This is a genomic window from Bacillus cereus group sp. BfR-BA-01383, assembly GCF_022663495.1.
Classification (GTDB): Bacteria; Bacillota; Bacilli; order Bacillales; family Bacillaceae_G; genus Bacillus_A; species Bacillus_A cereus_AU.
Genome location: NZ_JAKUFP010000008.1, coordinates 33,317 through 50,353, shown reverse-complemented (window position 1 = coordinate 50,353; position 17,037 = coordinate 33,317). Strand labels below are relative to the sequence as shown.

The window sequence follows — 17,037 nt, the reverse complement described above, 5'->3', positions numbered from 1 at the left end:
TGCAGGCAAAAAAAAGCCTACCACCTTATTTACATAACGGCTTAGCACCGTCTTTTCCCTTTTGAATACAATTCAATCGAAAAAAGATGCTCTAGGGGCGTAATTCGCGATCATCTATGTGCTGATTTTCACCGACCATCAGCTCTCTAAAACAGGGAAATGATCACTACTTCTCCCTTTCCACGCTCAATTATTCATATACTTTTCTTTATACCATCATTTATATAGGCGTGTCAAATAGAGGTAGGATTTCTCTTCTTTCCAATCCATTACAACGTCGCAAAGAGTATCGTAATAAGAGAAAGAATTGGAACACCAACTAATATCGAAACATGAAAAACCATCGATAAATCATTTCCAATCGTAGCTTCCACGGGATCTTTCGCCGGAGAAGCAAGAAATCCGATTAATCGATCGAAGCGACTTACCGTTTTGGGAAAATCCGGTATTTCTACATGATCACTATCTAAATGCTGCTGTAATTTATATTCATTCTTAAAGGGATTTTCGCTCAATTTCATCCACCTCCAGCAATTGTTTCAATTTCTTTATTCCGTTATGAAGTCTCGACTTCACCGTTCCGACTGGAATATCTAATACCTCTGCAATTTCTTTTTGCTGCATGTCATGATAATAAGAAAGGATTAGGACCGCTCTTTGCTCTTCGGGAACTTTCAAAATTGCTTCCCTTACTGTGAGCCGATCTTCGTGAGAAAATTCTTTTTCCTGAACCGGCACTAAAAATGGCAAAAGCGTACGCCACTTTTTTCTTCTATTTAATTTATTAATCATAAGACGATAACCAATTTGAAATAAATACGTTTTTATTTTGCCCTTTTCAGGTTCATACATATGTTTCTTACGCTCTAGCGTCAAAAACGTATCTTGCACAAGGTCGATACTTAATTGTTCATCTCGGTTAAAGCGATACAAAAATGTATATAGCGCTGGTTTAATTAAAACATATAGTTTTTCCCCAGCCTGTTTATCCCCACTTTGATACGCAAGCATGAGCTCTTCCTCAATCCCAATCTGCGCCATGATTTTTGATCTCCTTTATTCCTTTTAACGTTAATGAAATGCGGGAAATTAAATATATACTTGCGACAATAATCCATACTTGTGATTGATTCGTAAAAAATTGAACGTAAGGGTTTTGAATTGTATAGCCGATTGAAACTAAAATATTTAATGCTTGCACGCATATGCATGCATACACCGCAAGACTGGCCGAAATCGTATCAAATACATTCCAACGAAAATACACTTTTGTTTTTGTAAAATCAATTTTATATCCTTTTTTCCGTACTATATGTTTTCTATCAAACGGAATAATGATTGAAAACATAACAATCATCATAACTCCAGCTGTAATCATTGATACTTTAAATCCAATCGGCATCGGTAACAGCAGACCACAAGAAAACACAACTATAGTTCCAATTAAAGCAAAAGTAAGAAGTAACTTATTAGACATATAAAAAGCCTCCCTCATCTATTCTTTCATAAATGTATACAGACGAGGAAGGCACTTCGTTCAAATATTATTTTATTTTTTTAATAATTTTTGCAGGATTCCCACCACCTACTACATTATCCGGCACATCTTTCGTTACAACTGCGCCAGATGCGATAACCGCGTTGTGTCCAATTGTTACACCTGGATTAATAATCGCTCTTCCGCCAATCCATACGTTATCGCCAATTGTAACTGGTTTTCCGTATTCTGATCCGCTTATGCGCTCTACTGGATCAAGCGGGTGTGTTGCTGTATAAATGTGAACACCTGGAGCTAACATACAATTCACTCCGATTGTTACTGGGCATACGTCTAAAATCGTACAATCAAAGTTCGCGTAAAAATTTTCGCCAACATGAATGTTGTAGCCATAATCACATCTAAAAGAAGACTCAAGATGAATATTATCTCCTGTCGTTCCGAATAGTTCTTTTACAATTTCGCTACGCTCTTTTAATTTCACTTCTGGCGTATCATTTAATTTTCTCGTTAATATACGTGCTTGCTCTCTCTCTTGTACTAAAACTGGATCAGCTGGTATGTACATTTCTCCTAGTATCATCTTTTCTTTTTCTGTTTTCATTTTACTGCCCCCTTCAACTCGTATGTATAAGTTTGATTTTATTTTACATCAACAAATATTTTTTTCAACCATAACCTTTTATACAAGCCAGCCCTTTTTATATAGCACATAATGGTTTTCTAAAAACATTTCATTGTATTTAGGGAATAGACGTTTCACTTGTTTCTCTAATTTAAAACCTATTTGTTCCATAGACCTGCACGAATTGATATTATTATCCAAAGCCTGTGCATGGACCTCATCCACATCTAAAGTTAAAAACAAGTAATTATATATTAAATTTCTCGCCTCTCGATTGACACCTGTACGCCAATACTTACGTGCAATCCGCTGAGCTTCTGAAGTTACAATTAACTTTTTATTTTCATTCACCGTTGGCATAGAAATCCAATATGTCCCTATCATTTCCTTTGATTTTTTCATTACAATTGCCCAAGCCATAATATCTTTTTAAATTTTTATAAGTATGCAACAAGTCCTTAATTTCATTACTATCTTTTGGAATCGTATTCCCCGTCCAATGATGCATATCAGGATCTTTCATTACCTCATACCATTGTTTGTAATCTTTTTCAGGTTCTACAGAACGCAAGCACACTATGTCTCCTTCTAAAATTGGTATCTTCATCTATATTAGCTCCTTTATTATTTACAAAAAGAAAGGTCTGAACGTTTTTCGTTCAGACCTTTCTCTCTTAATCTTCCATCGTCGATAAATCGCCTGTTGGTAAATTGAGCTCCCACGCTTTTAATACACGGCGCATAATTTTACCACTTCTCGTTTTCGGTAATTTATCTTTAAATTCAATTTGCCTTGGCGCTGCATGAGCTGCTAGGCCTTTCTTTACAAATTGACGAATTTCTTCTTTTAATTCTTCAGATGGTTCGTATCCTGCTCGAAGCGCGATAAATGCTTTAATGATTTCTCCGCGAACCGGATCAGGAATACCGATTACACCAGCTTCTGCAACAGCGGCATGTTCAATTAATTTACTTTCTACTTCAAACGGACCAACGCGCTCACCTGACGTCATAATTACATCGTCAATACGTCCTTGGAACCAGAAGTATCCGTCTTCATCCATATACGCCGAATCACCTGATACGTACCAATCTCCTGGCATGAAGTAAGACTCGTACTTTTGCTGGTTATTCCAGATTCCACGCATCATGGCTGGCCACCCTTTAGCAATTGCTAAGTTCCCCATTGTGTATGGAGGCACTTCATTTCCTTCATTATCAACAATCGCTGCTTTCACACCTGGTATTGGTTTACCCATTGAACCTGGACGGATTTCCATACAAGGGTAGTTACAAATAACTTGTCCACCTGTTTCTGTCATCCACCACGTATCATGAATACGAAGTCCAAATGCATTCATACCCCAGCGAATTACTTCTGGATTTAATGGCTCACCAACGCTTAATACGTGGCGCACTTGTGATAAATCATATTTTTTAATTGTATCTTGTCCAGCTCCCATTAACATACGGAACGCTGTTGGCGCGCTATACCAAACTGTTACACCGTAATCTTGTAACGCTTCGTACCACGCTTCTGGACTAAAGCGTCCACCTAAAATGACATTTGATGCTCCGACTAACCACGGTGCAAAAATACCGTAAGCAGTTCCAGTTACCCAGCCTGGGTCAGCAGTGCACCAATATACATCGTCTTCTTTTAAATCTAATACCCATTTCGCCGTTTGATAGTGCTGAACCATTGCGTTTTGCGCATGAAGAACACCTTTTGGCTTACCAGTTGAGCCAGATGTGTAATGAAGGATTAAACCATCTTCACGATCTAACCATTCGATATGTAATTCTTTTGAAGCTTGTTCAAATAAAGGATTGAACGCTACCGTTTTACCGCCTTCTTCTACATTGTCTCCAACAAGGAAGACTGTTTTTAAAGCAGGTAAATCATTTAATGGTACACGCTCTAACAATTCAGGCGTTGTAATTAACACCTTTGCTTCGCTATCTTCTAAGCGATCGCGAACTGCACCTTCCATAAATGCTTCAAATAACGGCCCAACAATTGCCCCTAATTTCACTGCACCTAAAAGTGCAAAATATAATTCTGGAGAACGCGGCATAAAAATAAAAACGCGATCGCCTTTTTCAACATCGCCATAATTTTTCAGGACGTTTCCTGCTTTATTAGAAAAATCCTTCATTTCCTTAAATGTATATTTCTCTTTTCGCGATCCATCTTGGTAATAAAGGGCCACTTTATTCTTTCGATCGGATTTCGCATACTTATCAATTGCCTCATACGCCATATTCACTCGGCCTGTTTCATTCCAAGTAAAATTTTTATTAACCTCTTCCCAGTTAAAATTCGCGTATGCCTCATCATAATTCGGCAAATTATTTTCTCCTTTAATGACAGGAAGCGTTTCTACTTTCATACTTTACATCCCCCTCCTATGTATTCTATTATCTATTATAATGACATTATTTAAAATTTTCAGTATATTTGTTGATTTTTAGACAAATTTTTAATGACAAATTTCGATTCACATCGCATATATTATAAAGTACGATATTAATAGATTCACAAACCCTCAAGGTGGTGAGCAATACATTGATTCATAAAAAAATATACAATGCTAGAAACTTAAAAACAGCAAAAGGTACTTTAATTATTGAAGGTCCTGTCTCTACACATAATCTTGAAATGTATGAATTCCATCCAGATTTAGTTGCGTTTCGTCCTGCCGAACAGCAATATAAAGCAATTGTCGAAATTTCTAAATTACCAGAAGCTCGTCTCATTATTGCTAGACATGACCAAACGATTGTTGGATATGTTACATACTTGTATCCTGATCCGCTCGAGCGATGGTCAGAAGGAAAGATTGAAAACTTAATTGAACTTGGGGCGATTGAAGTTGTCCCAGCCTTTCGCGGTTGCTCTGTCGGAAAAAACTTATTAGAAGTTTCAATGATGGACGATCATATGGAAGATTACATTATATTGACGACTGAATATTATTGGCACTGGGATTTAAAACAAACAGGCTTAAATGTTTGGGAATACCGAAAAGTAATGGAAAAGATGATGAATGCCGGTGGTTTACAATGGATGGCTACAGACGATCCTGAAATTTGTTCACATCCTGCCAACTGTTTAATGGTTCGCATCGGTAAACGCGTTGATACGGATTCTATTCAAGCATTTGATCGTCTACGTTTTCACAATCGTTTTATGTATTAATAAAGGGGGCAACTGGAATGATTGTAGAAGAAATTATGAATCAAAATGTAGTGACACTACATCCAAACGATACAATCGAAACAGCAATCCGAACAATACGTACAAAAGGCATTCGGCACATTCCAATTGTCGATCAAAATAATCATGTCGTAGGCATTATTTCTGATCGGGATGTAAGAGATGCAAGTCCATCAATTCTTGATGAACAAGTTCCACTCGCTATGCTGAAACAACCGCTCGACCTTATTATGAAACAACCTGTTATGACTTGCCATCCTCTTGATTTCGTTGAGGAAATTGCTACTTTATTTTTTGAAAATAAAATTGGCTGTCTTCCTGTTACAAAGGCGGGAAAGTTAGTTGGAATCATTTCTGAATCCACTGTACTACACACGTTAGTGAAATTAACAGGTGCACACCAACCAAGTTCACAAATTGAAATTCAAGTAAAAAATGAACCTGGTATTCTTGGCAAAGTTGTTGCTATTTTTAGTGATTTGCAAATAAATATCGTGAGCGTTCTCGTCTATCCAGCAAAAGATGAGAATGATAAAGTACTCGTTTTCCGCATTCAAACGATGAATCCACTAAAAGTGATTGATGCACTTGAAGCAGAGGGCTACCGCGTATTATGGCCGAATATCATGGGGATGCAAGCATGAGTAGCGCGTTTATTTATTCGGATGACTTTCGGGGCTATTCGTTTAGCCCTGATCATCCTTTTAACCAACTACGCGTCACACTCACGTATGATTTATTACAAAAGAGCGGTTTTATCTCTCCTTCTCAAGTCATTTCACCACGGATGGCTACAGATGAAGAGATCGCCTACATTCATACAGAGGAGTACATAAATGCGGTAAAACGTGCTGGAGAAGGAAAGTTAGAAAAATCAATTGCGATGACGTACGGACTTGGAACAGAAGATACACCGATGTTTCCAAATATGCACGAAGCAAGTGCATTACTCGTTGGCGGAACATTAACAGCTGTCGATGCTGTTCTTTCTGGGAAAGTAAAGCACGCTCTTAATTTAGGAGGCGGCTTACATCACGGCTTTCGCGGCAAAGCATCTGGCTTTTGCATTTATAACGATAGCTCTATCGCAATGAAATATATTCAAAAGAAATACGGTTTACGCGTTTTATATATTGATACAGATGCTCATCACGGTGATGGTGTACAGTGGTCTTTTTACGACGATCCTAACGTATGCACCATTTCATTACATGAAACTGGACGTTACTTATTCCCTGGAACTGGTGCTGTGAATGAACGTGGGCAAGGTAATGGCTATAGTTACTCTTTTAACGTTCCACTCGATGCTTTTACAGAAGATGAATCCTTTCTAGAATCATATCGAACAGTTGTAAAAGAAGTTGCAGCATACTTTAAACCGGATATTATTTTAACGCAAAACGGCGCTGATGCGCATTATTACGACCCACTTACACACCTTTGTTCAACGATAAACATTTACCGTGAAATACCGAAGCTTGCTCGCGAAATCGCTAATGAATATTGCGACGGTCGCTGGATTGCTGTCGGCGGTGGTGGTTACGACCTATGGCGCGTCGTACCAAGAGCTTGGGCACTCATTTGGCTCGAAATGAACAACATCCAAAACATCTCAGGTTATCTCCCTCCAGAATGGATTGAAGCTTGGAAAGGACAAGCAGAAACAGAACTTCCCCTCACATGGGAAGATCCAGACAACATGTATCAACCTATCCCTAGAAAACCAGAAATTGAAGAAAAGAATGCATTAACTGTAGCGAAATCCCTTGAAATTATTCGGAATAATATGACAAAATCTTTGTATTAAGCAGAAAGGAGGCTCGTTTTTTGAACGGTCTCCTTTTATTTTAGTGTCGGCTTCTGTCGGGAAATCGATATATTTTGAATTACTAACAGACTATCCATGGCTCTAATAAGAAAAGAGGTGATATTATGTGGAAACAACAAATCATCAATACAAATCGTGGCACATTCGAACTTTTTGCAAAAGGCAATGGTGAACCGCTTTGTATTACACATCACTATTCGCAATTTAATGAAACTGGCGATTACTTTGCTGATATTTTCACTTCTACGCATCGTGTATTCCTCATTAATTTACGAGATGCTGGTAACTCTGTAAAAGCCCAGTCAGAAAACGAATTAAGTATGATTGAAACGATTCACGACTTAGAAGCGATACGTGAATCTTTACAACTTCCTCCATGGCACTTCGCGGGTCATTCAACAGGCGGTATGCTTGGGCTTTTATATGCGATTACATATCCAACTTCCTTACAATCATTAGTCGTTGTGGGAGCCGCAGCAAGTAACTACACCGAAACACCCTTTTGTATTTATCACCCAGCACACCCACAGTTTCATTATATGCAAGAACTCATCGAAAACTTAAAAAGCCCTCATCTTACAAATAAAGAAAGAAAAGAATTATCTATTAAACGAACAAAGTTATCTTTATATAAACCTGAAAACTATGGCTCTTATTTTTGTAAACCAATCCAAAAAACAATGTCCGCCAGTCGGATGAACGCTTTCTCTCATGAATATTCTTCATTTGATTTAAGAGAGTTCTTACCTTCTATCAAAACAAAGACACTTATTATGTGCGGAAGACACGATGTGCAGTGCCCTATTCAATACTCTATTGAGATGCATGAAAGTATTCGTAATTCTATCTTCGTTCCATTTGAGGACAGTAACCATTACCCTTTTCTAGAAGAAGTCACCCCATTTATTTCTACTACTCAAAAATTTTATGAATCGTTACAACCAAAAAGTAGCAGGTACTAAACCTGCTACTTTTTTCATATTTTACTTCCCTACAAACGTAACTTGCTCACCAGTCGCCCAGCCTCCCGTTGGTACGACCGTATACTTCATTCCTTGCTCTAATGTTGCACCGTTTTGCAAGTCAAAGATTCCTACTGCACCTTTTCGAGAGCTGAAGCGATATTGTGCTTCTACTTTCTTTCCGTCTTCACTTTGTAATTCTACTTTTCTACCAGCAAAGAGTTCCATACCCGGATCTTTATCTAATGTTACTTGAAGAGACTTATTGTCTATTCCTTCTGCACTTTGAATGACTAACGGTGCAATAGTTGAAGCCGTAAACTTCGGATTTTTAACAGTTGCCCAATCAGACGTAATTGTGTACTCTGTTCCAGGTTTCAACGTTTGACCTGCAGGTAAGCGGAATTTAGGTGCTTGTCTACCATCTGCCGCTTGTGTAAACGGAACATATGCAACTTCAATTTTCTCACCTGAACTTGCTGTAATCGTTAGTTTTCTATCACGGAGTGAAGAGATTACTTGATATTGTTTACCATCTTTATCTTTATTTTCATCATCTAGTTGGAAAGCTTGATTTCCTCTTCCAGCTTTATAGGCTTCAATAATGTTCGCGTAATCTGTCACACCATCTTCTAAAAATGATTCAATTTCAAACGTATCATTCGTCACTTGCTTCGCCTGACGAATATTAAGCTTTTCCGAACTACCTTCAAACTTTTCTTTCTTCCCGCCCTTATAACTCAGCTTGTATTTCCCACCTGGCTTTTGCACTTTTACAGGTACGATATATGTACTCGTTGCTCCTGTTTTTAGTCTTGGTACATTCACAATTTCTAAGCCATTACTAAACACGAAGTTTTTCTTAATAGCATCTAGGTTTTCTAATTTCACTTCTTCTTCTGATAAAGGTTTAGAAAATGTTAGTTGTAATGTCATTGCGTTTAATGGCTCTAGTTTCGTAATTTGTGCTTGTTGTTTTTTCTTCTCTTTTTTCGCTTCTTGCTTCGTTTCATGTTTTGTTTCCGCCTTCGTTTCACCTTGCGCGCACCCCGTTACAAGCACTGTAAATCCAAGCACTGCTGGCACTAAAAATTTCATTTTTTTCATCTTTATACCCTCCAAATTTATGATTAATATTTTCATTGCTTCCTGTGATATTAATCATAAATAGCAGGTATAAATTGCTCATAAATAAATTATTAAAAAAAGATAAAATAAAAGTAATATATTTTTAATCTCATTCTTTTCAATAAAAAAACCTGTCAACAATTTGACAGGTTCACTACACATTAAAACGATAACCAGCTCCCCACACAGTTTCAATATATTGCGGATGAGCAGGGTCTCTTTCAATTTTTTCACGTAACTTTCTAATATGAACGACAACCGTCGCCAAATCACCAGCGGAATCTAATCCCCAAATACGTTCAAATAACTGTTCTTTATTTAACACTTGGTTTGGATGCATTACGAAAAATGTTAATAAGTCGAATTCCTTCGTTGTAAAGGCTACTTCCCCATTATTTATAAAAACTTTTCTCGCTCTCTGATCAATATAAATCCCGTGAATGTATAACGTATCACGTTGCTTAACCATATTTCCTGATAATCTTTCATAACGAGAAATATGTGCTTTTACTCTTGCGACTAATTCACTCGGACTAAACGGTTTCGTTATATAATCATCCGCACCTAATCCGAGTCCGCGAATTTTATCTATATCTTCTTTTTTCGCCGAAACAAGTAAAATTGGAATATCTTTTATAGCACGTATTTGTTTACAAATTTCGAATCCGTTCATCTTCGGAAGCATAATATCTAAAATAATTAAGTCATAATCTTCCTGCAAAGCCCTTTGTAAACCTGTTTCTCCGGAATGCTCTACATCAACATGAAAATCATGAATCTCTAAATAATCTCGCTGTAATTCTGCGATACTTACCTCATCTTCTACTAGTAAAATCCTTTTCATTCTATTCACCACATTCCTGTACTTTTTTCAATGAGAAGAAAATACTTGTGCCTTCCCCAAGCATACTTTCCGCCCAAATGTCCCCGCCATGTTCTTCAACAATTTGTTTCGCTATCGCTAAGCCAAGTCCACTTCCACCTGTACTAGAGTTTCGTGATTGTTCCGCACGATAAAAACGTTCAAATATATACGGCAGCGTATCAGATTCTATACCTGATCCATTGTCCATCACTTTCACAATAACTTTATTCTTACCACTCGATACTGTTACAGTAATTTTCTTCTCTTCTTTATCCATGTACTTCACACTATTATGAATTAAATTCGATATAACTCTCTTTATTTTTTCACGATCTGCCGTTACATATAGTGGGGATGCATGAAGTAACTGTAAGCATACATCTATACCCTCTTCGCTTAAATCCATTTGCATCTCTTCTATTAAATCTTGCATAAACATATTTAATTCTATCGTTTCAAATTGAAATGGGACTCGATTCAGATCGAGCTTCGAATATAAAAATAGTTCGTCAATGAGTGTATCCATATGTTTTGCTTTCGTATGGATAGTTGTTAAATATTTATCCATTTTTTCCGGCGTATTTGCTACCCCATCCTTTATCCCTTCAACATACCCTATTATAGATGTGATCGGTGTTTTTAAATCGTGAGAGATGTTTGAAATGAGCTCTTTTCGATTTTCTTCATACTGCGTTTGCACTTCAATCGATTCTTTTAACTTCTTCCTCATTTCCTCAAACCCTTGATTTAACTGCCCTATCTCATCATGCGATGTAACTGGAATTTGAAAATCTAAATTTCCTTCTTTAATTCTCTCCGTTGCATCTTTTAATACAAAAATTGGTTTTATCACACTTCTTGAGACGAGATAACTTAATAATCCAATAAGCAAAATGGCTAAAAGTAAGAGCGATACGAACAAAATTGGAAATAATTTTTGTGTAAGATCTACAAATGAGCTTTGCTTTTTTAATACAAATATACTCCCTTCTTCTTTCCGCGGAAAATAAAAATCAAATTTTACATATCGATAAAATGTACCGCCTAGTTCCGTTGTACCACGACTATTAATATTTGCTGATTCAAATTTTGGAAGGGCTTCTTTTAAAGCTGCACTTTCAAATACTTTTGAAGCATATGAAATTGTTTCTCCTTTCCTTACAACTATTTTCACATCCTCTTTTTCTATGGATGACACAAATGATTCATCTAATAGTTGCGATTGATTCTGTTTAGCCTCTGATTTCAATTCAAGAAAAACATTTTCTTCTTCAGCCGTTAATGGCTTTTGAATGTAAGAACTTTTATAAAAATTTTTCACTGACTCCAAGTCACCCGTTATCGAAAAAACAATTAAAAATCCCGCAACTAAAATGAGCGTAATAGAGACGAGAATAACTGTGATATAAGAAAATAAAAACCTCGTTTTAATAGACATCATTTCCATCCTCACTTTATCCCGCTATTTGTGTGCAGTAAGACTCCACCTCAAAATTCAGCGAATGCGAGGGAGTTATGCGGGAGATTAACTGCACGTAAACGCCCGATTGGTGCGGGCTAATAATCCGTGCGGAATGAACAAAACCCCACTGATTAAAGTTTAACTTTATCCATCCTTATTACTCTCATAAGCATAAAAATATATGTTCAAATACTCAAGCGATTTTATAGTAATTTTAGCGTCAGTTTATAAAAATTTAATGTTCTTATTTTACAGTTGAAATTAGGAGGTTGAAATTCCATGTTCAAAAAAACATTAAGCATGATATGTTGCGTAATTTTTTTACAAGGCTGCTCGCAAGAACAAGAAGTTAAAAAGGAGATGACAAACATGGAGACAGCACTACTAACAGCTACTGAAAAACAAGAAACGAACACTGTTATATCGTTACTCAAAAAAGGGGCTGACATAAATATAACGGACAATAAAGGACGTACCCCTCTTATGATTGCCACATACAAAAATGATGTAAAAACCGCCAAAACTCTTATCAGCGCTGGGGCTGACGTAAATATCCAAGATGATATGAAAAATAACCCATTTCTATACGCCGGTGCAGAAGGTTATTTGGATATTTTAAAACTAACGATTGACGCTGGTGCAGATCCATCCCTTACGAATCGGTACGGCGGAACAGCTCTTATCCCGGCCTCAGAACATGGCTATATTGATGTTATAAAAGAACTCCTTACTCGAACAAATATCGATGTAAACCATGTAAATGACCTCGGATGGACCGCCTTAATGGAAGCTATCGTACTAAGTAACGGAGATGAAACGCAACAACAAGCCATTCGCCTTCTTATCGAGCACGGTGCAGATGTAAATATTCCAGACAACGATGGTGTTACCCCGCTAGAGCACGCTCGGGCTCATAATTTTGAAGAGATAGAGAAGATTCTGTTAGAAGGCCATAAGTAAAAAGCTAATTTTTTCCTTCCTTCCCCGCCCTATGCTACATTTAACCCGCTATATCAATCTTGATAGAGTGGGAATAAATATGAACACATTTAAAGTTGAGCAGGAAAACTCTGTTTCACAAAGTGGTTCTCCATCATAGGAAACGATGTTAAATCAACGTGGTTTTGAAAATGCGATTCTCCGTTTTATCGAATGTGTACAAGGCGATATAAAACCGATTACAAATGGATTAGAAGGATTAAAAACACCGCAATTATTACACTCTCTACTACACGCAGCAAATAAAAAGTAAAACGGATACATTTTTCAGAATTTACTTTCATTCCCATTTTCTCTTTATTTCTCTCACAAATTTCTATAGAATATGTTGATAGGAATTATAAATTTCATAATGAATCGTGGAAAGGATGGGATTGACACATGTGGAACGAGTTTAAAAAATTCGCGTTCAAAGGGAATGTAATTGATTTAGCTGTCGGGGTTGTAATCGGTGCTGCATTCGGTAAAATCGTTAGTTCATTAGTAAAAGATATTATCACGCCATTACTTGGTATGTTATTAGGTGGCGTTGACTTTACAAATTTAAAAATTACATTCGGTAAATCAGCTATTATGTATGGTAACTTCATCCAAACTATTTTTGATTTCTTAATTATTGCAGCTTCTATCTTTATGTTTGTTAAAGTTTTCAACAAACTAACATCTAAAAAAGAAGAAGAAGAAAAGGCAGAAGAAATTCCAGAACCAACAAAAGAAGAAGTTCTTCTTGGCGAAATTCGCGACTTACTAAAACAACAAAATTCTTCTAAAGATAGAGCATAATTGAACGGACAAAAGGTATGCCCCTCTAGGGACATGCCTTTTTTTATATGTTATAACGTTTCCGAATTCATATGAATAAATAAAATAATACCTGCAACCATCAGTACCATAATACTACCTGCAAATAACGTAATACCGATAAACATGAAGTTCGCACTTACATCCATCGAAATACTTTCAGTAAAAATAGAAATTACATATGTGATAAGGGCAATCCCTGCAAGAGTACCTCCTGGAACAAATCGCTTTAAGCCATTTTGTTTTAACGTCATATATGCAAAAATAGCAGTCATGCAAAGCGTAATTATCCAAAGAATGATCATCTCTTCTCCCCCCTCACACGTCTTTTCTTTCTATTATACATGACATTGCCCTATAATAGTTGAATTTGCATTTATGTGACATATAACAAGGAATAACCACAAATATAGCGAAAGCATTACAACATACACTTATAAAATAAGGAGCTTCTCCCATATGTACGCTGTAAAATTATTATTTGAATCTGTCCATTCAGGTGAGCCTAATCATAGTAAAATAGATGAGCATTATGAAGAGAATCACGATACACTTTTTGAAGAAAGCATCATTCTCGTTAAAGCGAACAGTTTAGGGGAAGCGCATGAGTTAGGTGAAAAGCTCGCTATACAATCTGAATTAACATACGACAATGTGTACGAGGAGCAAGTCACATGGAAATTTCGAAAAGTGTTACACGTGTTTGAATTAGACGATACGCCATTTGAAACAGGGAAAGAATTGTACGCAAGATTTTTACACGTTAAGAAACACGAAACTGTGGATACAGTAGTAAAAAAATGCTATCCTGAATACGAATAAAAGCTCACAGCAATCGCTGTGAGCTTTTTTATACCTACTTCGTTGAATTTCTAAATTGGATACGGTGAGGTAAGATAACAGTGTGATCTTCCACTTTTTCTTTGTTCATATATTTCGTTAGTAGACGCATTGCTACTGCACCGATATCATACATTGGTTGTACAACTGTTGAAAGCTGCGGGCGTACCATTAATGCAAGGCGTGTATTATCGAAACCAAGTACTTCTACATCAGTTGGTACGTTTAATCCAGCGTCTTGTGCTGCGTGGATTACACCTAGTGCCATTTCATCAGAAGATACGAAGATTGCTGTTGGCTTTTCATCAAGGCTCCAAAGCTTTTCAAATGCTTCGATACCTGAATCATATGTGTAATCTCCATCGATTATAAGATTTTCATCAAATGAAATACCTGCTTCTTCTAAAGCTTTTTTATAACCTTGTAATTTCTTTGCGCTTGCTGCTTTATCAATAAAAGGACCAGAGACGAAACCGATACGCTTATGTCCTTGCTCAATAAAGTGCTTCATTGCATCGTAAGCTGCTTGTGTATAATCAATATTTACTGATGGCGTTTCATTTTGCTCATCAAATGACGCTGCTAATACAATCGGTACTGGAGATTTTTTGAATTCTTCAATGTGAACATCTGTAATATCTTCACCCATGAAAACAATTCCGTCCACTTGTTTTCCAAGCATCGTATTTAATAAATGGAACTCTTTCTCTTTGTTTTGGTCAGAGTTACTTAAAATGATGTTATATTTGTACATTGTTGCGATATCTTCAATTCCACGAGCAAGTTCTGCATAAAACGTATTTGAGATATCAGGAATAATAACACCCACTGTAGTTGTCTTCTTGCTTGCTAGTCCACGTGCTACCGCATTCGGGCGGTATCCTAAACGATCAATTGCTTCTAATACTTTCTTTCTTGTTGTAGGCTTTACATTTGGGTTACCGTTCACAACGCGTGATACGGTAGCCATTGAAACGTTCGCTTCGCGCGCTACATCATAGATTGTTACGTTCATCTTATCGCACACTCCTTCTATTTTTGTTATCTATTTTTATGTATCGGTTACTTGAATGAAAAAAAGACATCAACTCTATTTGCAGATGCCACCAATCGTCCCGAGTTCTTCCTTTTACTAATGATACGATAAAAACGCAGGCTCATACAATATTTTCCCGCAAAAGTTTCGAAAAAATTCGCTTCTTTTCTCGTATTTTCGTATTTTTTATGAAAAAAAGGGCATTTTTTGTAAAAAAATAGATGTTTTATAAGTTGAAAATTTATTTTAAGCAGTTCGATAGTAAATGAAATTTATACGAGCTATTTTCTAAATATATCGATTTAACAACAAAAATCGAAAATAAAAGGCGTAATATAATTTACTTCCAAATACTTTTAATTCTTTCATAAAGTCATTGAACTGTGGAATGTTAATTTGCTGCACTTGTTCTGGATGCACTTCAGTCATAACTGCTTTTACAGCTGGTAATAGCAGGTCACTTACCCTGTAGAATGCGTTATATCGACAGCGACAGGTGTAAATGTGTTTCTTTCTTTAAAATCGGTACAACGGAAATATCGAGCGTATAACGCGTCGCTCTTTCAGACGTGTGAATACCTCGTTCACATAAAATAATGTTCCCATTTCCCTCTGCCATAATATATTCTACCGCTTTAATGCTACTGGTTTATTTACAACACTAGCCGCTCTTAACAAATTGTAGCAATAAAAAAAGACAGTGTTTAAACTGTCTTTTTTATAAGAAGGAAACAAACGGTTTATCGCTGTTTTTCTCTTTTATAATAACCGCCTCGATTTTACTCTCGGACTTTATCTGCAATTGTACTTTCGCATCTTTAGGCAATTTCTCTAATATACTTTGAGTAGCCATTTGGGTAAGGGCCATTAATTCTGTTTTACCGTTATATTTAATAACAATATTCATATTTAACATGTCCATTTGATTGTTCTTATAAGAAACTTTAGCATTGACTGGGATAAAATCTCCAGGAGAAAACTGCTTTATTAAATCAGCAAATTCATTTATTTTTTTATTATCTTCTCCATGTGCTTGTGTAAATTCATCGGAAGGATACGAATACGCTTTTTCATCAATCGTACTCCATTTCCCAATATTTGTATCATTCTTTTGAACAGTAGTGCTAGCAATATACGTACCATTTTTTAAAGAAGTTGTGTTTTCTTGCTTAAAGATAGCAATTGTAATTGGTGATTTGTTATATTTATCATTTTTATTAATAGCTTCTACAAGTTGTTTAGCAACTTCAGTCCCTTTAGAAATAGCTTCTTCATTAGATACACTTGAAGACATAGCTAAACCAATCACAACACCAGATAAACTTAATTCATTTGACTTCTGTTTCTCGAAATAGTCTTGTTCTATAATATTCGTCAAAACTGGCGCTTCTACTTTCGCAACTAGTTCATCTATTAGCTTCTCCGGAATATACTGATTTAATTGCAGTACATGATTTTCTGTATCAAATTGTTGCTTCGCAATATTCATTAAACCATTTTCATACTCTGCTAAATCTAATTTAGAATTTGTTTTTATATTAGCTGTATTAATAACCTTTTGTTCTTTTAAAGGAATAACAGTTCTATAATAATCTTTAGAAACAGCCGTTCTCGGAATCATACTTTTCTCTTTTGTATCGTTTTGTATAACTTCATCCTTCTTACTGATCGTATTATTACTACTACAAGCTCCCAGTAATAAACTTACGACTGCGAAGGATAATGCCACTTTCTTCATTACTTAAAACCTACTTTCAACAATCTAGTTATTTA

The 17,037-nt window shown here is 36.3% G+C and carries 18 protein-coding genes, 3 pseudogenes and 1 other annotated feature (1 of these 22 running past the window's edge); of the genes and pseudogenes, 8 read left to right on the top strand and 13 right to left on the bottom strand.

Features of this window, described 5'->3' with window-relative positions:
* Positions 1 to 192 (bottom strand) — a binding site (T-box leader) (it extends 38 nt beyond the left edge of the window).
* A gap of 77 nt (positions 193 to 269) precedes the next feature.
* The 6 genes and pseudogenes from MR065_RS10475 to acsA form a co-directional block, all read right to left on the bottom strand.
* Positions 270 to 515: a hypothetical protein gene (locus MR065_RS10475; protein WP_242213597.1), complete on the bottom strand. Its 246-nt coding sequence runs from the start codon at positions 513 to 515 to the stop codon at positions 270 to 272.
* Positions 496 to 1,041, bottom strand: coding sequence for an RNA polymerase sigma factor (locus tag MR065_RS10470; RefSeq protein ID WP_242213596.1), 546 nt, complete (start codon positions 1,039 to 1,041; stop codon positions 496 to 498). The genes MR065_RS10475 and MR065_RS10470 overlap by 20 nt, the downstream gene beginning before the upstream one ends.
* Complete coding sequence (locus MR065_RS10465; RefSeq protein ID WP_242213595.1) at positions 1,022 to 1,477, bottom strand: hypothetical protein; 456 nt, start codon at positions 1,475 to 1,477, stop codon at positions 1,022 to 1,024. Before MR065_RS10465 ends, MR065_RS10470 begins: the two co-directional genes overlap by 20 nt.
* 67 nt (positions 1,478 to 1,544) lie before the next feature.
* Positions 1,545 to 2,102 carry a maltose acetyltransferase domain-containing protein gene (locus MR065_RS10460; protein ID WP_242213594.1) on the bottom strand — a complete coding sequence of 186 codons (558 nt, stop codon included), beginning with the start codon at positions 2,100 to 2,102 and terminating at the stop codon, positions 1,545 to 1,547.
* Between the two features lie 78 nt (positions 2,103 to 2,180).
* Positions 2,181 to 2,730: pseudogene (locus MR065_RS27730) on the bottom strand (GNAT family N-acetyltransferase).
* Positions 2,731 to 2,797: 67 nt separating this feature from the next.
* Entirely contained in the window at positions 2,798 to 4,516 is a 1,719-nt protein-coding gene (acsA, locus tag MR065_RS10445; RefSeq protein WP_242213591.1) for an acetate--CoA ligase, read from the bottom strand.
* A 176-nt stretch (positions 4,517 to 4,692) separates the two neighbouring features.
* Here acsA and acuA point away from each other — a divergent pair, with 176 nt between their 5' ends.
* The 4 genes from acuA (at position 4,693) to MR065_RS10425 (ending at position 8,133) form a co-directional block, all read left to right on the top strand.
* A complete protein-coding gene (gene acuA / locus MR065_RS10440) occupies positions 4,693 to 5,325 on the top strand; it encodes an acetoin utilization protein acetyltransferase AcuA (RefSeq protein WP_000581395.1) in 633 nt (210 codons plus the stop codon).
* A gap of 17 nt (positions 5,326 to 5,342) precedes the next feature.
* On the top strand, positions 5,343 to 5,987 hold the full coding sequence (locus MR065_RS10435; protein ID WP_000634577.1) for an acetoin utilization AcuB family protein: 645 nt from the start codon (positions 5,343 to 5,345) through the stop codon (positions 5,985 to 5,987).
* On the top strand, positions 5,984 to 7,150 hold the full coding sequence (gene acuC / locus MR065_RS10430; protein WP_242213590.1) for an acetoin utilization protein AcuC: 1,167 nt from the start codon (positions 5,984 to 5,986) through the stop codon (positions 7,148 to 7,150). The genes MR065_RS10435 and acuC overlap by 4 nt, the downstream gene beginning before the upstream one ends.
* A 125-nt stretch (positions 7,151 to 7,275) precedes the next feature.
* Complete coding sequence (locus tag MR065_RS10425) at positions 7,276 to 8,133, top strand: alpha/beta fold hydrolase (protein WP_242213589.1); 858 nt, start codon at positions 7,276 to 7,278, stop codon at positions 8,131 to 8,133.
* 21 nt (positions 8,134 to 8,154) lie between these two features.
* Here MR065_RS10425 and MR065_RS10420 read toward each other — a convergent pair whose 3' ends face one another.
* From MR065_RS10420 to MR065_RS10410, 3 genes are all read right to left on the bottom strand, one after another.
* Positions 8,155 to 9,240: a hypothetical protein gene (locus MR065_RS10420; protein WP_242213588.1), complete on the bottom strand. Its 1,086-nt coding sequence runs from the start codon at positions 9,238 to 9,240 to the stop codon at positions 8,155 to 8,157.
* A gap of 175 nt (positions 9,241 to 9,415) precedes the next feature.
* On the bottom strand, positions 9,416 to 10,105 hold the full coding sequence (locus MR065_RS10415; RefSeq protein ID WP_242213587.1) for a response regulator transcription factor: 690 nt from the start codon (positions 10,103 to 10,105) through the stop codon (positions 9,416 to 9,418).
* 1 nt (position 10,106) lies between these two features.
* Positions 10,107 to 11,564 carry a sensor histidine kinase gene (locus MR065_RS10410; RefSeq protein WP_242213586.1) on the bottom strand — a complete coding sequence of 486 codons (1,458 nt, stop codon included), beginning with the start codon at positions 11,562 to 11,564 and terminating at the stop codon, positions 10,107 to 10,109.
* A 303-nt stretch (positions 11,565 to 11,867) separates the two neighbouring features.
* Here MR065_RS10410 and MR065_RS10405 point away from each other — a divergent pair, with 303 nt between their 5' ends.
* The 3 genes and pseudogenes from MR065_RS10405 (at position 11,868) to mscL (ending at position 13,370) form a co-directional block, all read left to right on the top strand.
* Positions 11,868 to 12,548: an ankyrin repeat domain-containing protein gene (locus MR065_RS10405; protein ID WP_242213585.1), complete on the top strand. Its 681-nt coding sequence runs from the start codon at positions 11,868 to 11,870 to the stop codon at positions 12,546 to 12,548.
* A gap of 76 nt (positions 12,549 to 12,624) precedes the next feature.
* A pseudogene (locus MR065_RS10400) lies at positions 12,625 to 12,840 on the top strand (gfo/Idh/MocA family oxidoreductase); the annotation flags it as partial.
* Positions 12,841 to 12,968: 128 nt separating this feature from the next.
* A complete protein-coding gene (gene mscL / locus MR065_RS10395; RefSeq protein WP_242213584.1) occupies positions 12,969 to 13,370 on the top strand; it encodes a large conductance mechanosensitive channel protein MscL in 402 nt (133 codons plus the stop codon).
* 50 nt (positions 13,371 to 13,420) lie between these two features.
* On the opposite strand, the gene MR065_RS10390 is transcribed toward mscL, so the two are convergent.
* The gene (locus MR065_RS10390; RefSeq protein WP_097905688.1) at positions 13,421 to 13,693 is read right to left on the bottom strand and encodes a DUF3917 domain-containing protein; all 273 of its coding nucleotides are present in this window, start codon (positions 13,691 to 13,693) and stop codon (positions 13,421 to 13,423) included.
* Positions 13,694 to 13,847: 154 nt separating this feature from the next.
* Between MR065_RS10390 and MR065_RS10385 the strand changes: the two genes are divergently transcribed.
* A complete protein-coding gene (locus MR065_RS10385) occupies positions 13,848 to 14,210 on the top strand; it encodes a DUF4288 domain-containing protein (protein ID WP_242213583.1) in 363 nt (120 codons plus the stop codon).
* 34 nt (positions 14,211 to 14,244) lie between these two features.
* Here the strand turns inward: MR065_RS10385 and ccpA are convergent, their stop codons facing one another.
* The 3 genes and pseudogenes from ccpA to MR065_RS10370 form a co-directional block, all read right to left on the bottom strand.
* On the bottom strand, positions 14,245 to 15,243 hold the full coding sequence (ccpA, locus tag MR065_RS10380) for a catabolite control protein A (RefSeq protein WP_242213582.1): 999 nt from the start codon (positions 15,241 to 15,243) through the stop codon (positions 14,245 to 14,247).
* 309 nt (positions 15,244 to 15,552) lie between these two features.
* Positions 15,553 to 15,948, bottom strand: a pseudogene (locus MR065_RS10375) (hypothetical protein); the annotation flags it as partial.
* A 34-nt stretch (positions 15,949 to 15,982) separates the two neighbouring features.
* Positions 15,983 to 17,002 carry a CamS family sex pheromone protein gene (locus MR065_RS10370; RefSeq protein WP_097905684.1) on the bottom strand — a complete coding sequence of 340 codons (1,020 nt, stop codon included), beginning with the start codon at positions 17,000 to 17,002 and terminating at the stop codon, positions 15,983 to 15,985.
* Positions 17,003 to 17,037: the final 35 nt, after the last annotated feature.

What these genes read in the sequence shown, in the direction of transcription:
- MR065_RS10470 (WP_242213596.1), bottom strand. Translation starts at nt 1,041, where the DNA reads ATGGCGCAGATTGGGATTGAGGAAGAGCTCATGCTTGCGTATCAAAGT.
- MR065_RS10465 (WP_242213595.1), bottom strand. Translation starts at nt 1,477, where the DNA reads ATGTCTAATAAGTTACTTCTTACTTTTGCTTTAATTGGAACTATAGTT.
- MR065_RS10460 (WP_242213594.1), bottom strand. Translation starts at nt 2,102, where the DNA reads ATGAAAACAGAAAAAGAAAAGATGATACTAGGAGAAATGTACATACCA.
- acsA (WP_242213591.1), bottom strand. Translation starts at nt 4,516, where the DNA reads ATGAAAGTAGAAACGCTTCCTGTCATTAAAGGAGAAAATAATTTGCCG.
- MR065_RS10435 (WP_000634577.1), top strand. Translation starts at nt 5,343, where the DNA reads ATGATTGTAGAAGAAATTATGAATCAAAATGTAGTGACACTACATCCA.
- acuC (WP_242213590.1), top strand. Translation starts at nt 5,984, where the DNA reads ATGAGTAGCGCGTTTATTTATTCGGATGACTTTCGGGGCTATTCGTTT.
- MR065_RS10425 (WP_242213589.1), top strand. Translation starts at nt 7,276, where the DNA reads ATGTGGAAACAACAAATCATCAATACAAATCGTGGCACATTCGAACTT.
- MR065_RS10420 (WP_242213588.1), bottom strand. Translation starts at nt 9,240, where the DNA reads ATGAAAAAAATGAAATTTTTAGTGCCAGCAGTGCTTGGATTTACAGTG.
- MR065_RS10415 (WP_242213587.1), bottom strand. Translation starts at nt 10,105, where the DNA reads ATGAAAAGGATTTTACTAGTAGAAGATGAGGTAAGTATCGCAGAATTA.
- MR065_RS10410 (WP_242213586.1), bottom strand. Translation starts at nt 11,564, where the DNA reads ATGTCTATTAAAACGAGGTTTTTATTTTCTTATATCACAGTTATTCTC.
- MR065_RS10405 (WP_242213585.1), top strand. Translation starts at nt 11,868, where the DNA reads ATGTTCAAAAAAACATTAAGCATGATATGTTGCGTAATTTTTTTACAA.
- mscL (WP_242213584.1), top strand. Translation starts at nt 12,969, where the DNA reads ATGTGGAACGAGTTTAAAAAATTCGCGTTCAAAGGGAATGTAATTGAT.
- MR065_RS10390 (WP_097905688.1), bottom strand. Translation starts at nt 13,693, where the DNA reads ATGATCATTCTTTGGATAATTACGCTTTGCATGACTGCTATTTTTGCA.
- MR065_RS10385 (WP_242213583.1), top strand. Translation starts at nt 13,848, where the DNA reads ATGTACGCTGTAAAATTATTATTTGAATCTGTCCATTCAGGTGAGCCT.
- ccpA (WP_242213582.1), bottom strand. Translation starts at nt 15,243, where the DNA reads ATGAACGTAACAATCTATGATGTAGCGCGCGAAGCGAACGTTTCAATG.
- MR065_RS10370 (WP_097905684.1), bottom strand. Translation starts at nt 17,002, where the DNA reads ATGAAGAAAGTGGCATTATCCTTCGCAGTCGTAAGTTTATTACTGGGA.